Origin of the sequence: Flavobacterium sp. ASV13 (assembly GCF_000745775.1) — a bacterium.
GTDB lineage: Bacteria > Bacteroidota > Bacteroidia > Flavobacteriales > Flavobacteriaceae > Flavobacterium.
In genome coordinates this window covers 110,064-125,578 of the sequence record NZ_JQJY01000010.1, presented here as the reverse complement: position 1 = coordinate 125,578, position 15,515 = coordinate 110,064, and the positions used below count along the sequence as shown (strand labels likewise).

The window sequence follows — 15,515 nt, the reverse complement described above, 5'->3', positions numbered from 1 at the left end:
ATTTAGAAAGCAAAACAAGAACAACCTAAGGCGCCCCAAAATGCATTATAATTATTGACCGGAACATTGCTCATTCGGGCAGCGTCGTGATTGTGTAAATGAACATCACAACTTCCGCTGCAACTGTGAATTTGTGAAGTCAGTTTTGGTTTAATATCTGCTTTTGCATTTTTTTCAATCGTACTTTGAAAACTGCTTCTTACAGGATAACCGTTGTAAATATTTGTTGGCGACCAATCTGGTAAAATTGGAATAGTAGGAGGTGAGAACGAAGAAAAATCTCCATTTGCATACACAATTTTTCCATCTACAATGGTCAGGTCAGCTTCTATTTTCTTGATGTCTTCGTCATCAATAGAAAAATAGTCACGATCTAAAACCACTAAATCAGCGAACATTCCAACTTTAATATCACCTTTTTTAGTTTGTTCCTGCGAAAACCAGGCGCTTCCTCTAGTGTACAATTCCAAAGCAGTTTGTCTGTTCAATCGGGTTTCATTATACAATTGTAAGCCTCCAACGGTTTTTCCGACCGTCATCCAATACATAGAAACCCACGGATTATAACTGCTCACACGTGTAGCATCTGAACCCGCACCAACAGGAACTTCCATTTCAATCATTTTTTTGATTGGTGGTGTGTTTTCGGCTGCTTTTGCTCCGTAACGATCTGTGAAATATTCACCTTGATACGCCATTCTGCTTTGTACAGCAATTCCGCCGCCTAAAGCTTTTACACGTTCAATGTTTCTTTCGTCAATCGTTTCGGCGTGGTCAAATATCCAAGGAAGTCCGTTGAAAGGGACATCCTGGTTGATCTTTTCAAAAACATTCAAAAATCTAGTAATGCTCTCGTTATAAGTCGCATGAAGTCTGAACGGCCAGCGATTTTCTACCAAAAGACGAACTACCTTTTCTAATTCGGCTTCCATATTTTCTGGAAGATCAGGTCTTGGCTGAAGGAAATCTTCAAAATCAGCAGCAGAAAAAACTAACATTTCACCGGCTCCGTTATGACGATACATGTCGTTTCCTTGGTATAATTTCACATTATCAATCCAATCTGAAAAATCTTCAAATTCGTGTTTTGGCTTTTGAGTGAATAGATTATAGGCAATTCTTACGGTTAATTGTTTCTTTTCATTCAATTCATTTACCACTTTATAATCGTCTGGAAAGTTTTGAAAACCGCCTCCGGCATCAATAACACTTGTAATTCCGAAACGGTTCAATTCTTTCATGAAATGACGCGTCGAATTGATTTGGTGTTCATAAGAAAGCGTTGGGCCTTTAGCCAAAGTTGAATACAAAATCATTGCATTTGGAGTCGCAATTATAAGTCCGGTTGGCTCTCCGTTTGAGTCGCGTTCTATATGTCCGCCCGGCGGAGCAGGAGTGTTTTTATTGTAACCAACTGCTCTTAGTGCGGCTCTATTCATGATTGCACGATCATACAAATGCAGAATAAAAACTGGAGTATCTGGTGCAATGGCATTTATTTCTTCTAAAGTTGGCATTCTGCGTTCAGCAAACTGAAATTCAGACCAACCACCAACCACACGAACCCATTGCGGATTTGGAGTGCGGTCGACTTGCTCTTTCAACATTCGAAGTGCATCGGCTAGAGAAGGAACTCCGTCCCAACGTAATTCCAAATTATAGTTTAATCCGCCACGGATGAGGTGAATATGCGAATCGTTGATTCCAGGAACAGCTCTCTTATTCTGAAGGTCGATTATTTTGGTTTCTTCAGAAGCAAAACTCATAATTTCGCTGTCATTTCCAACGGCAATAAATTTTCCGTCTTTGATTGCAACTGCTGTAACATCTGGAGTTTCTGGATTGAAACTATGAATTTTTCCGTTGAATAAAATTAAATCTGCTTTCATAAATTAATTGATTAGAGTTGAGCTTTGGATAGGTTCTGATATTGTAAATGCGTTTACTAGATTAGTGTTTCAGCATTGTGTGTGCATATTGAATTCCTATACCATAAGAACCTCCATATTTTTTCATCAAAGAAGTCACAGGACCATAGGTTTCCTGGCGAGCCCAATCTCTTTGAAGTTCTAATAAATATTGGATAGCAGTTACCGGAATTGCGCCAGCTTGAATCATTCTTTCTACAGCACGTTCGTGCGCTTCTTTGCTTACATCACCACAGGCATCTGTAATTACATATACTTGATAACCTTCTTCTATGGCTGATAAAACCGGACCAACGATACAAACACTCGTCCATAATCCAGCAAGAACTAGTTTTTGTTTTTTCTTTGCTACAATGGCTTTATAAGCATTTTCATCTTCCCAAGTATTCATTGTCGTACGATCGATATATCCTGAAGTTGCAATTGGATAAAATTCTTCTACTTCTGGAAAAACCGGCCCTGAAAAACTTTCTTCTGCAACAGTTGTTACAATCGTACTTACATTAAAAATTTTTGATGCTCCTGCAACAATGGCAACATTCGTACGCAATTCGTGTACAGGAAGATTGCTTGTAGCAAAAGCCATTTGACCTTCAAAATCGATTAATACTAAAGCGTGATTGTCTGGGGTCAATAAGTTAACTGATGGTTTCATAATTTTTATTTTAAGATTTATATTTAGTTAAGCCAATGAAAGACAAAACTTTTAATTGGTTGTTAAAGAATTTGCCTTTTGAAAAAGACATTTTTAGTTATTGATGTATGGAAAGTTTTCTAATCATTTCAGTTGAAACACTGTCGGCATAAGTTCCGAAAGCATTCGTTAGAACACCTTTCAGATTATGGATTTCAGATATAATGCCGTACACAATATCTTCATCTGCGGGATTACTGTCGCCTTCAAAGCGAAATAAATATTCAATTTTGAATTCTTCCGGCGACAAGCTTTGTTTGGTAGTGTTGCAACGAATGCAATCTGAATCAAGATTAAAATCTGCTGTAAAACCTTGAGAACTCAACCATTGCAAAGCTTCAGTAACGGTATCGAAAGAGGGTTGTTGGAAAAAACTCATAATTTGATAAGATTAAAACTGCCTGTAAAAACAAACCTTTCACAGGCAGTTTTGATTAATTTATTTTATAAAAGCCAAAATATCCTTGTTGATTGTTTCTGCCTCAGTTGTAGGCATTCCGTGAGGAAATCCTGGGTAAGAAATCAATTTTCCGTTTTTTAGCAATGCAGCTGATTTTGGTGCTTGATGATAAGGAACGATCTGGTCATCTTCTCCGTGTAATACAAGTACCGGAATATCCAAACTTTTAAGATCTTCTCTAAAATCGGTTTCAGAGAAAGCTTTGATTCCTTCGTAATGCGCTAAAACAGATCCCATCAATCCTTGGCGCCACCAATTTTGCTTAATTCCTTCCTGAACGGTTTGTCCTTCGCGATTCCATCCATAAAAAGGAATAGGGAAATCATAAAAATATTGTGATCTGGTAAAAGCTGTTCCGTTTCTGATTTCGTCAAAAATAGACAAAGGCACACCTTCTGGATTTGATTCGCTTTGAACCATAATTGGCGGTACAGCGCTAATGATTACAGCTTTTGCAATACGTCCTTTTCCGTATTTCGCAGCGTAACGAATTACTTCTCCGCCTCCAGTTGAGTGACCAACGTGAATAGCATCTTTTAAATCTAAAGCTTCAACTAATTGAGCAATGTCAGATGCGTAAGTTTCCATGTTATTTCCTTCAGAAGTTTGGCTTGAGCGTCCGTGTCCGCGACGATCGTGCGCAATAACTCTGTAACCTTGTTTTAGGAAAAACATCATTTGTGCATCCCAATCATCACTTGATAATGGCCAGCCGTGATGAAAAACAATTGGTTGTCCAGTTCCCCAATCTTTATAAAAAATTTCTGCTCCGTCTTTTACTGTAAATGTGCTCATGGTTTTTTGATTTTAAGATTAATATTGTTTTAAAATTTTAACTAAAATTGAATATTAAGTTTTTAATTTTAACTTTTAAATCAATTTATATTTTGTTTTGTTATTAGTATGATGCAAATATATTATAGAATAAAACCTGCATCGATTAATCTAGATTAAGAAGTAAAAATGGGGGTGATTTTTTTTATCAGAATTTAAGGATCTCGAGTAGAATGCCATTCTTTGTTGATTTTCATTTTCGGTACTTTAATTGATTTATTTGAATGCCAAACAATGCCAATTAATGTGCCTAAAAGTATAAAGTCAATGATAATAAGGCTTTGACTGTTTTTAAGGAGTTGTGATAGTTGCGATATTTCGCTAATTTATGAGCTGAAACTGTTTTATATAGAATTTTAAACTTATAGAGAAAAAGCCAAAAAAAATTTCTGGCTTTTTAGGTTTGAATTATTCGCGAATGGATGATTTATCCTGAAGCGTCATTTTAGCAATTTCATCTTTTCTTTTAAAACTTACACCATTATGTTTTTTAATATAATCGAGTAAATCAGATGTTGTTTTTACCATTTGCGGAGTTCCGCCAATTCTGTCATGAAAACTGATTGACATTTGTCTGCGTTTGGATTCGCTCTCTGCATAAAGCTGATCAAATTCTGCTTTTACCTGATTAAAAAATTGATCAGATGAAAAGTTTTTCCCTTCAATCAAAACGATATCATTGCAGCGAATAGTATAGGGAACAACAACAAAATCTTTTTTATTGGCTTGAATGATAAAAGGTTCATCTCGGCTTAAATCGTCAATATGATAACTGAAACCTAATTCCTGCAGTATTTTAATGGTGTTTTCCCCACGACGAAGCCAATTTGCATTATAACCAACAGCAGTAAATCCGGTAACTTGTTTTATTGCGTCAACACCCGCTTTTATAAACTTTTTCTCTTCGTCGTAAGACATGGCATATTGCGAACTCCAATTCATACCATGAGCAGCCGCTTCATGTCCGCGTTGTACAATTTCTTTTGCAAGAGCAGGATTTTGTAAAACAGCAGAACCCACCATATGCGAAGTAACTTTTATTCCGTGTTTGTCCCAATTGTCCAGCATTCTCGGAATTCCTTCTTTATAACCATATTGATACCAGGTTTCAGCAGGAAAGTCATTATAACCTTTCTGCATGTTTTGAGGAAACGGACTTTCTGCATTTTGAGGCTGACCGCCCGCTTCAAACTGCATGGAAACGGAGACAACTAATCGTGAGCCATCCAACCATTTATTTTGTGTTTCAGAATCCATTTTTTCTTGTTTTATAGTATTTGAAAAAGTGTCAACAGGATTTGCCATTACTGCAGCGCCTGTTAAACCAGCCATTTTTATAAAGTTTCTTCTTGTTGTCATTTTTATATCTTTTGAATTTTATCAAAGTTTTTATTTATCCTATGCTTTTTTAATCTCGCAATCCCGATAGCTATCGGGAGCGGAGACGCAAAGTCTTATTAGAAAGCTTAAAAGAAAAATCTTTGCGTCTTTGCGACTTTGCGAGCAATTTTCAGCGAAAAAAACAATCTTAAAATTTAATCTGCGCCGTTACGCCAGTAAAAAACATATTTTTTCCAGTTCCGGCTGCTTTTAAGAAATCCCCGGCTTTAAACCAGGTTGCTTCAACGCGGAAATACAAATATTGATTTGGTGTGTAAATAATTTCACTTTCCAATTGTTTTCCAATTTCTTTAGCATCGGTTGCATCGCCTGGATAAATCATAATAGTGTTTGGACCGTAAATTCCGTCTTCGCTGCTGTATCTCCAAAACATATCATAATCAATAACCCAATCAATATTTTTTGCCAATTCAAAACCAATAGAAGGATGAAAGTCAACTAAATTAGATGGCCCAATAACAGAAGCTAATCCAAAGTAAGCGCCTCTTGGAAACAACGGATTAAAAGTATTTAATTGATTGTCGCCATTGGTTTTATCACCACTGATCAATTCGACTTTAAATCCGAATTCTGGTTTCAAAACAACAGAAGTAAATTGATATCCGGTATTTAAAGAAACCGTCCAGGCTTTGATATTTTTAGAAGCTACATCTCCAAATTGATAAAGAGCTTCGGCATCATAACGCCAATCGTTATATTTACCCCAAATACGGGTTCCTACAGAATGGCGTAATTCTTTTCCGCTGGCATCATCAAAATTGGCATTTGCTCTTTCGTAACCCAAATAATAAAGGTCAATATTTTTGATTGCCGGAATCTTATTAATGACAAAATAACTTCCCCAAAATTGTCTTTTTTTGTTCGAAGAATCATCAAAAATACCGTCTTCAGCAACGACATAATGACTATAGAATAAATCGGAACGAAAATTATTGATTCCAAATATGACTTTTGCAGCATCAAAAGACTGACGGTTATTTGGTCCGTCACGAACGGCCACTAAACGTTGTGAACCGTAACTTAATTCCTGTCTTCCGACTCTAAAAATCAATTGTTTATTTTTTTCAGAAAACACATTGACATCAATAAAACCCTGATGTACTTCAAGCGGATTGCTATCAACCGGACTCGGATCAATTCTTCCGTTGGCATTACTGCTTTGAAGCTGAATGAAAGCCCGGAAATATTTGCTGGAATGAAAATCGGCGTGAAGCAATAATCGGTTTAAAATGTAGCCATCGTCATCGACAGGATCATCTCCCCATTTTTCATTTTTGGCATAAAAATATTGATACCTAATTTCGCCTCCAAAACTTAAAAATGTTTCGCCAGAAGAAGAAAGTGGCATATATTTCATGGTTTTGTACCAATTTTTTTTGACCGTATCTTTTTCCAAAACCTTATAGTTTTCATCAAAACGCAAAGGCTTAAATTCAGGATACGATTGTGCGTGGAGCTGAATACAAATTAGAAATAAAAGAATATATTTTTTCATGGCTATTTGCCTAAGTTTTTCTTAATGTCGTTGTATGCATTTGGAATATTGAAATTGTAATGAAGCCAATTAAAAAGAACATAACCTTTATCAAATTCCTTCATCGTCACCGACGCTTTTACCTGATCTAAAGTCTCTCCTTTTTTAACGGCATTTTCTACATTTTCCTTTAAAGCATTTACATAATCGATTGTATATTTTATTCCTTTTTTATTGGTAATTCGGCCGTGACCGGGAACCACAACATCATTGTCTCCAATCAGATCATAAATTTTTTGAAGATTGCGAACAGGCTCCAAAAAATAACCATCAAAAAGCCAGGGAATTGCCGGACTTTCAGCAATAAACGGATTTCCTGCCCACAATACATTCTTGTCTGAATCCTTTAAATATACAAATAAATCGGCAGGAGATTGCGCTGTTCCGGTATTAATAATTTCCACAATTTTACCGCCGCCTAAATCTAGTTTCAAGCTTTGATTTAATGCAATTGTAAGATCCGCGGGACGATACACACTTTGTTCGATTCCGCGATCTTTTCCAAAAAGCATGATCATAAATTGTTTGATTCCGTCAAAATTCTTAGCTAAATTTTCTTTGCAGAATTCATTTTGGATTAAAATTGTTTCTTTTGGAAGCAAATAATTTCCAAAACAATGATCGCCGTGATCGCTTGTATTCACTGCATAAACAATAGGTTTTGGAGTAACAGAACGAATCAGTTTGTATAATTGATCGTATAATCTTTTGCTCAACATAGTTTCAATTAATAAGACGCCTTTATCACCCACAATAAATCCCGCCGAAGTAGCCTGCGGAATTCCTTTCGTAGTTTCTGTTTCAGTTGTTGATGGCGAAACGGCGTAGACATTATCAGAGATTTTATGCAATTGCAAAGTCACTTTATTGGCATCCCAAATCGGAACTTCGGGCGGCATTGGAAATTGTGCATATGTTTTTTGTGCCGATAAAAAGACGACAACAAAAAGTATTGCAATTAAAATAGATTTATAATTTTTCATGATGTATTATTTATAAGTTTTAAAAGTTAGCCCACGGATTGAACTGATGAAACGGATTCTCACAGATAAGTTATAAAAAATCTGCGTCAATCTGCCCAAATCTGTGTCATCTGCGTGCTATTCTTGTTGTTGTTATTTCTGGTAACCTCCAAAATATTTCACAGGAGACCAATCCGGAATTACCGCAGGAATTTCTGGACTCAAGGCTTTATATTCCGCGGAAGCGTAAACAATTTTTCCATTTACAATCGTCAAAACCGATTCGATTTTTCGAACGTCATCTGTTTTTGCTGAGAAATAATCATCAGATAAAATCGCCATATCCGCATACATTCCTTTTACCAATTTTCCTTTGTCTTTTTCTTCACCAGAAAACCAAGCACTTCCTGAAGTATATAATTTTAAAGCGGTGAATTTGTCTAAAACCTGATCTTTAGGCCAGAACTGCATGCCGCCAATCGTTTTTCCAGTCAAAAGCCAATGCAAAGCCATCCAAGGATTGAAAGTTGAAATTCGGGTTGCATCAGTTCCCATTCCGACAGGAATTCCTAATTCAAGCATTTTTTTAATTGGAGGCAACTGTGTTTTTGGAGCTCCGTACAATTTATTATATAATTCTCCCTGATAATACATTCTGAATTGTACTGCAATACCGCCACCAAGTTTTTTCACGCGTTCCAATTCAGATGGCGTAATGGTTTCGGCGTGATCAAAAAACCAGCGCAATCCATTAAACGGAATTTCCTTATTCACTTTTTCAAAAACATTCAGCATTCTGTCAATTGATTCTCCATAAGTGGCATGCAAACGGAAAGGCCATTTGTTTTTGGCTAATAAGCGAATAATAGGTTCTAAATCGGCTTCCATTTCATCAGATAAAACAATTCTTGGTTCTAAGAAATTTTCAAAATCAGCAGCCGAAGCCACGATATTTTCTCCAGCACCTTCTTCAACATAACCATTCGCCACAATCAGATTATCATTTTTATTAATTTGAGTTGTCGCAACCCATTTTTCATAATCTTGTAATTCTTTCCCTTTTTGCTGTGCAAATAGATAATAGGAAATCCTAAGACTTAATTTATTTTGTTTCGCCAATTCAAGAGACGTAACATAATCAGCAGGAAAATTTTGGCTTCCGCCGGCTGCATCAATGACGCTTGTTAATCCGAAACGATTTAATTCGTGATTGAATTGAATCGAGCTATTAATGCGCTCTTCCGGACTTAATTTTGTTGTTAAACCCAAAGTCGTATAAATGGCTTTTGGAGTTTCTTTGGCGTACATTAAACCAGTCAAATTTCCGTTAGCATCTTGCTCTAAAAGGCTTCCTTCATATTTAGTGTCTTTTGTATATTTTAAAACTTCAATACCCTTTTTGTTTAGAAAAGCTTTTCCATACAAATACGTTATAAAAACAGGTTTATCAGGAACTGCAGCGTTGATTTCATCAATTGTTGGTTGTCTTTTTTCTTCAAATTGAAATTCGTTCCAGCCTCCAATCACTTTGATCCAAACGCCGTCTGGAGTTCTTGCTGCTTGTTCTTTCAGCATTTCCATAGCACGTTTTAAGGTTTTTACGCCGTCCCAACGCAATTCAGAATTATAATTCAAACCTTCGCGAATAACGTGCATGTGACTGTCATTCAATCCTGGAATTACGGTTTTTCCTTTAGCATCGATCAATTTTGTTTCTGAGGATTTATAAGTCGAAAGAATATTTTTTTCGGTACCAATGTCCAGAATAATTCCATCTTTCATTGCAATTGCCTGAACAAATTCGTTTTGTTTCTGCATGGTTGCAATTTTTCCATTATAAATAATCAGATCAGCTTTTTGCTGGGCTTGAGATAACAAGCCCGCAAAAAACGATAGTATTAAAAATAGTTTTTTCATGATTTTAATTATTTAGCCAGAAAAAGGCTAGTAAATCTTTTTGTACCTGAGCTGTATTTTCCTGAACTAACCAATGTCCTGAACCAGCAATTTTAGATTCGGTAACATTTTCTGCAACTAATTTTGAGTGATCTTTAAGAAAAGCTGCTGCGAAGTATTCACCGCCCATTGCTAATAATGGCATTTTCAGCTTTTTCTTTGCGAATACTAAATTGTCTTTTCCATCCTGATCAAAAGCGCCAAACCATTTAAATGCAGCAGTTGTGCCACCTTCAACGGCATAAGCTCTAATAAATTCTGTAGTTTCTTCGGCAGTAAACGGATCTTTTACATGTCCTACAACTGGCCAGAAATTAGTTAAGAATTCTTTTTCTTTTCCTTTAACAATATCCCCAGAAGCCGGCCATGCAAAGAAACCAAACCACCAAGCAGATCCTTTTACATTTGACCAAACTGGTTCAATTCCAGGTAAAAGTGCATCCATCAAAGCCAATTTGTTTACGCTGTCACCATATTGCGCTGCATAAGCATACGCCACCATAAGTCCGATGTCATGTCCGGCCAAATTGATTTTTTTATACCCAAGCTGATTCACTAATTCATGAATATCAGATGCCATTGTTTTTTTATCATAACCGCCTTCTGGTTTGTCAGATTCTCCGACACCTCTTAAATCAGGAGCGATTACAGTAAAATGTTTAGAAAGTTCTGGCAATAAACGATTCCACATGTACCAGTTTTGCCCAAAACCGTGAACCAAAACCAAAGGATCGCCTTGTCCGCCAATCACGTAATGAATTTTGATTCCGTTTACAGTTGCTGTTGCATGTTTAAAATTGGATGGTGGGTTTGCAGGAGCAACTTCGGGAGTTTCTGTTGTTGGTGTAGATGCTACGGCAGGAGTTTCTTCTGCTTTTTTGTTGCATGAAATTAAAGTCAATAGTGTAAATCCTAAAAGTAAAAACTGTGTAGTTTTACTTTTGAAGTTTAAATAAGTGCTGTTTACTAAATTCGTTTTCATAATCTTAAATTTTATTGGAATAATTGGTTAATAAATAATTGGTTTTAAATTTTATGGATGTTGTTTTGCAATCCAGTCTTGTATGTAAACTGCAATTTCCTGCCAGCCAGGCTGATTCAGAACAAAATGGTTTCTGTCTGGAAAAACCTTGAAGTCTGTAACAGAATCTTTATCAGTGTATTTTTTATAATTGGAATAATTGAGCGATTCGGGAATAGTATGATCTGCAGATCCTGCAATTAGTAATAATGGTTTGTGAGGCGCTTTAAAATCTACTTTTGCAGCTGAGGTTATAGTATCGCGAACAATTAATTTAGATTCCGGAATTACAGATTCGCAATAGGCTTTATCTTGCCATTCTTCGGGCATTCCGTTTGTAAAGGCGTATTGCCATTGCGGAAAACTCATTAAGAAAGTTTTTTTTGTTGAGGTGAAAAAACCAAGAGGTCCCCAACCAGCTTTCAAAAAAGAAAATTTAAAAGTCATAATTCCTTGAGGAGGAACAGAATGTATAGCAATTGCAGCCGATGCTAAGTTGCGCTGTAAAAGTATCTGTGCTACCAGTCCGCCAATAGAATGGCCAATTATAATAGGTTTGTGCGGCAGATTTTTAGCAATATTTTCAAAATGTTCAATAAGATGCGTTAATCGTAATCCCGCAATTTGAGGATCAGGATGACGATCACGTAAAACACTCGCAGGAGCATCTTTATAGGGCCACGCCGGTGCAAGAGTTTTAAAGCCTTTACTTTCAAAAAAGTCTTTCCACTCATCCCAACATTTATTACTGACAAAAGCGCCCGTGATAAAAAGAATTGTAGTAGGGTTTTCAGTTAGCATAATACATTGTTTTAATGTTATGCCAAGCTATAAACTAAAACCGAACCTTTTATTTAAGTTATTGATTTTTAGTTATTTATATATTTTAAAGAAAGCTATACCAAACTATATATCGTTGAAAAACGGAAAACGAGTAACTTAATATCGTTTTTTTAATTATTAATTGTTAATGGTGAATTGTAAATTATTGATAGTGTAAAAAGAGAAATGAATTGAAATGTCTAATTGATTTTCATTAAAAGTAAAATCAATAGATATTTCACAATATCAGTAAAATTAATAATTCACCATTAACAATTAACCATTAACAATTAACAATTTAAAAGTGACTTCTCTTAATACCCAATTTCTGCATTCTTGAAGCCAAAGTAGTAGGAGGAAGGCCTAATATTTCAGATGCTCCGCCTGCGCCTCTGATTCTTCCGTTGCATTTTTCTAAAACATTAATAATATGCTCTCTTTCGTTTTCCTGAATAGTTTTAAAATACCATTCATTTGCCGAATTGCTTATTTTAATTTCATCAAAAGCAGGAAGTGGAATATGTTCAATGGTATTCGTTTTTGCCAAAAGAATACTTCTTTCGATAAGATTTTCGAGTTCGCGAATATTTCCGGGCCATTGATATGATAAAAGGCTTTTTAAAGCATTTTCAGCTATTTCGGTTACATTTTTTCCCGTTTTAACGCTATACACAGCAATAAAATGACGAGCTAAAAGACCGATATCTTCTTTGCGTTCTCTAAGTGGTGGCAATTGAATTGGAAAAACATTTAATCGATAATATAAATCAAGTCGGAAGCGACCATCTGCGACTTCTTTTTCAAGATTACAATTTGTTGCAGCAATTATTCTAACGTTTACTTTTATGGGAACATTTCCGCCAACACGTTCAATTTCTTTTTCCTGAATGGCGCGAAGTAATTTTGCCTGCATTTCAAGCGGCATATCTCCAATTTCATCTAAAAATAATGTTCCGTTGTTGGCTTGTTCAAACTTGCCAATTCGTTTTTCTGTGGCTCCTGTAAAAGATCCTTTTTCATGACCAAATAGTTCAGATTCTATTAAACTTGGAGGTAATGCAGAGCAATTAATTTTTACAAAAGGCTGATTTTTTCTATCCGATAATTGCTGAATGCTATTAGCAATACTTTCTTTTCCCGTTCCGCTTTCTCCGGTAATTAAAACAGTTGTATCTGCCGGAGCGACTTGTAAAATATGATCAAATAATTTTAATAAAGCCGGACTTTTACCCACAATGGATTCAAAGCCAGATATTTTTACATTTTTGCCTGTATTTGTACTTACGGCTGAATTTGTTTTTTGGACTAATTTTTTGTCGGCATTGATTAAATTTTCAATAGCATAAATTAAAGGTTCCTGAAGTCTGTCGCATAATGTAAGATGGTTTTTGTTGTAATTATCAGCTTGTTTGCTGAAAAATGACAAATATAATCCGCCATTTTCATGCAGTGTCAAAGGAACTGGCAGCATTAGATTGGATTTCATATTCATAGAATTCGCAATCATTTTTTTGATAGGCGTTTTATCGCATATTTTTGTAAAATCCTGATTGTTATAAAAAGTGGCTACAGTTTCTACTTGGCTTCTGTTTCTTAAATCATTTATTTCAGATTCTTTTAAAGCGGTAATATTCTGCAACTCTTCAATTCCAATTTTTTGATATTCATGCAAACCTGTTCGGGCGTAGCCTAAAACTCTGTTGGATAATTTGCTATCGACATAAAAAACAGCCATTACAAGATCAAACGAAATGAGCGATTGTAAAGAAGTGACAATATTAAGAACTCTGTCATCCCAAGTACCGCTTTTTTTGACAATCGCTTTGAGTTGTTTCTGAAATAAAAGCTCTCTGCGAATAGAAGATTCTATTCCGTGTTCCTGATGATATTTGGCAATTTCAATTGTAACCAATAAATCCTGTTCTCTAAAAGGCTTTACCAAAAAACCATACGGATGCGTTAATTTTGCTTTACTAAGCACTTGTTCATTTGAATTTGCAGAAAGATAAATAAATGGAATATTATCATCTTTTAATATTTCGGCAAGGTCAATACCTGTTTCTTTTCCTGATAGAAAAATATCCAATAAAACCAATTCTGGTCTTTCCTGGGCAATATAATATTTGGCATCTGCCACTGAACGCGCCATTCCGGTAACAGAATGACCTGCTTTTTTCAGCATCAATCGCAAATGATTTGCTTCTACAAATTGATCTTCAACAATAAGAATTTTTAATGATTTTGACATTTTATAGATTTAAATTAATGAAGATTATTTTCTTTGAAAGTAAATTCCAATGATATTTTAGTACCATTTGAATTCGTAATTAAAAACTTTCCTTCGATATCTGCAGATAATCCATGCATTAATTTTATACCTAAAGAAGGATTGTTGTAAGGATCAAAATCGGGTGGAAGCCCAATACCATTGTCGTGAACAATTAATTTATAGTTTTCGTCGTCAGTTACTTTAAGCGAAATTGTAATAATATTATTTGTGCGATTTGGAAAGGCATATTTTATAGCATTCGTAACAGCTTCATTAAAAATAAGTCCAATTGGAATTGAATGTGACAGCGGCAGACTGAAACTATCAATATCAAGAATGAAACGAATGTTGTTTCTAATTTCGAAAGAATCTTTTAGATATTCCGTTAATTCAAAAATATAAGAAGGCATATCAATAATAGATAAATTTTCCGATTGATATAATTTTTGATGAATCAAAGACATGGCCTGAATTCTGTTATGACTACTGTTGATAGCCTGAATCGCTTCTTCATTTTTTAGAAATTCAGCCTGACTCGCCAATAAACCAACAACCATATGCAGATTGTTTTTTACGCGATGATGAATTTCTCGCAACAGCCATTCCTTTTCGACAACCAGATTTTGTAGTGTATTATTTTTTTTATTTATTTCATCTTGTTGTGTTTCCAGAATTATATTTGTTTTTTTCTTGAACCTATAGCTTTTGTAAAGCAATCCAAGAATTATAAGTAAGAGTACCACAAAAGTTATCATCGAATTACGCAAAAACACCTCATTTTTAAGTCTGCTTTCCTGCAAAAGTGTTGTGTTTTTAAGTCTTATAATATCCCGATTTCTTTTATCGGCTTCGTAAATAATATTCAGTCTGGAAGAAATAGGTAAAATTTCGTCTTCTTTTAGATGCGCTGCTTTATAAAAAAATACGGCTTTATTTAGAAAATTTAGCGATTTATTAAAATCCGAATAAGAAAAATAGAGTTCGCTAATTTCTCGATAGCAATCACCAATTCTTTGATTGTTTCCTGATTTTTCAAATATGGCTGCAGCTTTGAAAATAGGAACCAATCTTTCAGGTATTGGTTTTCTTGTTCTCATTTTTGCCGACCAAACCATGACCCAGGATTCTGCCAAATCATCTAACTGATTTGTTTTGCTCAATGCCGCGATTGCTTTTCTGGCGGTAACTTCAATCATCGAATCCTTATTTCTCAACTGATACACCATTGAAAGTTGCAGATAACATTTTCCAATATAAATATTAGAATGCAAGGCTTGACTTATTCTAAGGGCATCTTCGGCATAGTGAAATGCTTTTTCTAATGTTTTAGGATTGTCGTAAGAAGCTTCATACCAGTCGCTTATTTGCAACAGGATTTTGACTTTATCGATGTTTTCGTGAAGCCTATTTAATGATTTTTCGGCTTTTTTTACTTGTTGTTCTGTATAAGCAGGTTCTTCATCAATATTATTCTCAGGAACAAGCAACGTCATTTCAGACGTTTCAACTTGCTTTAAATCTTTTAAAAAAGGCGAGGCATTTAAGTCTCCAATTGCAAATAATACAAGGAGGAACAAAATTATTTTTGTTTGATTAGAGAACATTTTTCGTAGAATTAAACTGGTTATACGAAG

At 35.2% G+C, this 15,515-nt stretch carries 12 protein-coding genes; all 12 read right to left on the bottom strand.

Translation table 11 applies throughout. From position 1 onward, the window contains the following. Positions 1–2 precede the first annotated feature (2 nt). Positions 3–1,889, bottom strand: a complete 1,887-nt coding sequence (locus tag GQ47_RS20100) for an amidohydrolase (RefSeq protein WP_035652275.1) — start codon at positions 1,887–1,889, stop codon at positions 3–5. Positions 1,890–1,950: 61 nt separating this feature from the next. Then, positions 1,951–2,583, bottom strand: coding sequence for a hydrolase (locus GQ47_RS20095; protein WP_035652272.1), 633 nt, complete (start codon positions 2,581–2,583; stop codon positions 1,951–1,953). Between the two features lie 97 nt (positions 2,584–2,680). Then, positions 2,681–3,001, bottom strand: a complete 321-nt coding sequence (locus GQ47_RS20090) for a hypothetical protein (RefSeq protein WP_035652271.1) — start codon at positions 2,999–3,001, stop codon at positions 2,681–2,683. Positions 3,002–3,061: 60 nt separating this feature from the next. Next, positions 3,062–3,877 carry an alpha/beta fold hydrolase gene (locus GQ47_RS20085; protein WP_035652269.1) on the bottom strand — a complete coding sequence of 272 codons (816 nt, stop codon included), beginning with the start codon at positions 3,875–3,877 and terminating at the stop codon, positions 3,062–3,064. A gap of 447 nt (positions 3,878–4,324) precedes the next feature. Continuing rightward, on the bottom strand, positions 4,325–5,275 hold the full coding sequence (locus tag GQ47_RS20080) for a polysaccharide deacetylase family protein (protein ID WP_035652266.1): 951 nt from the start codon (positions 5,273–5,275) through the stop codon (positions 4,325–4,327). Positions 5,276–5,444: 169 nt separating this feature from the next. Further along, positions 5,445–6,812, bottom strand: a complete 1,368-nt coding sequence (locus GQ47_RS20075; protein WP_035652264.1) for an alginate export family protein — start codon at positions 6,810–6,812, stop codon at positions 5,445–5,447. Between the two features lie 2 nt (positions 6,813–6,814). Further along, a complete protein-coding gene (locus GQ47_RS20070) occupies positions 6,815–7,834 on the bottom strand; it encodes an MBL fold metallo-hydrolase (protein WP_051951679.1) in 1,020 nt (339 codons plus the stop codon). A 132-nt stretch (positions 7,835–7,966) separates the two neighbouring features. After that, positions 7,967–9,730: an amidohydrolase gene (locus GQ47_RS20065; RefSeq protein ID WP_035652262.1), complete on the bottom strand. Its 1,764-nt coding sequence runs from the start codon at positions 9,728–9,730 to the stop codon at positions 7,967–7,969. 4 nt (positions 9,731–9,734) lie between these two features. Beyond that, positions 9,735–10,751: an alpha/beta fold hydrolase gene (locus GQ47_RS20060; RefSeq protein WP_081909392.1), complete on the bottom strand. Its 1,017-nt coding sequence runs from the start codon at positions 10,749–10,751 to the stop codon at positions 9,735–9,737. 51 nt (positions 10,752–10,802) lie between these two features. Beyond that, positions 10,803–11,591, bottom strand: a complete 789-nt coding sequence (locus tag GQ47_RS20055; RefSeq protein WP_035652259.1) for an alpha/beta hydrolase — start codon at positions 11,589–11,591, stop codon at positions 10,803–10,805. A 319-nt stretch (positions 11,592–11,910) separates the two neighbouring features. Next, positions 11,911–13,860 carry a sigma 54-interacting response regulator gene (locus GQ47_RS20050; protein ID WP_035652256.1) on the bottom strand — a complete coding sequence of 650 codons (1,950 nt, stop codon included), beginning with the start codon at positions 13,858–13,860 and terminating at the stop codon, positions 11,911–11,913. 14 nt (positions 13,861–13,874) lie between these two features. Next, on the bottom strand, positions 13,875–15,485 hold the full coding sequence (locus GQ47_RS23010; protein WP_051951677.1) for a sensor histidine kinase: 1,611 nt from the start codon (positions 15,483–15,485) through the stop codon (positions 13,875–13,877). Between the last annotated feature and the right edge of the window lie 30 nt (positions 15,486–15,515).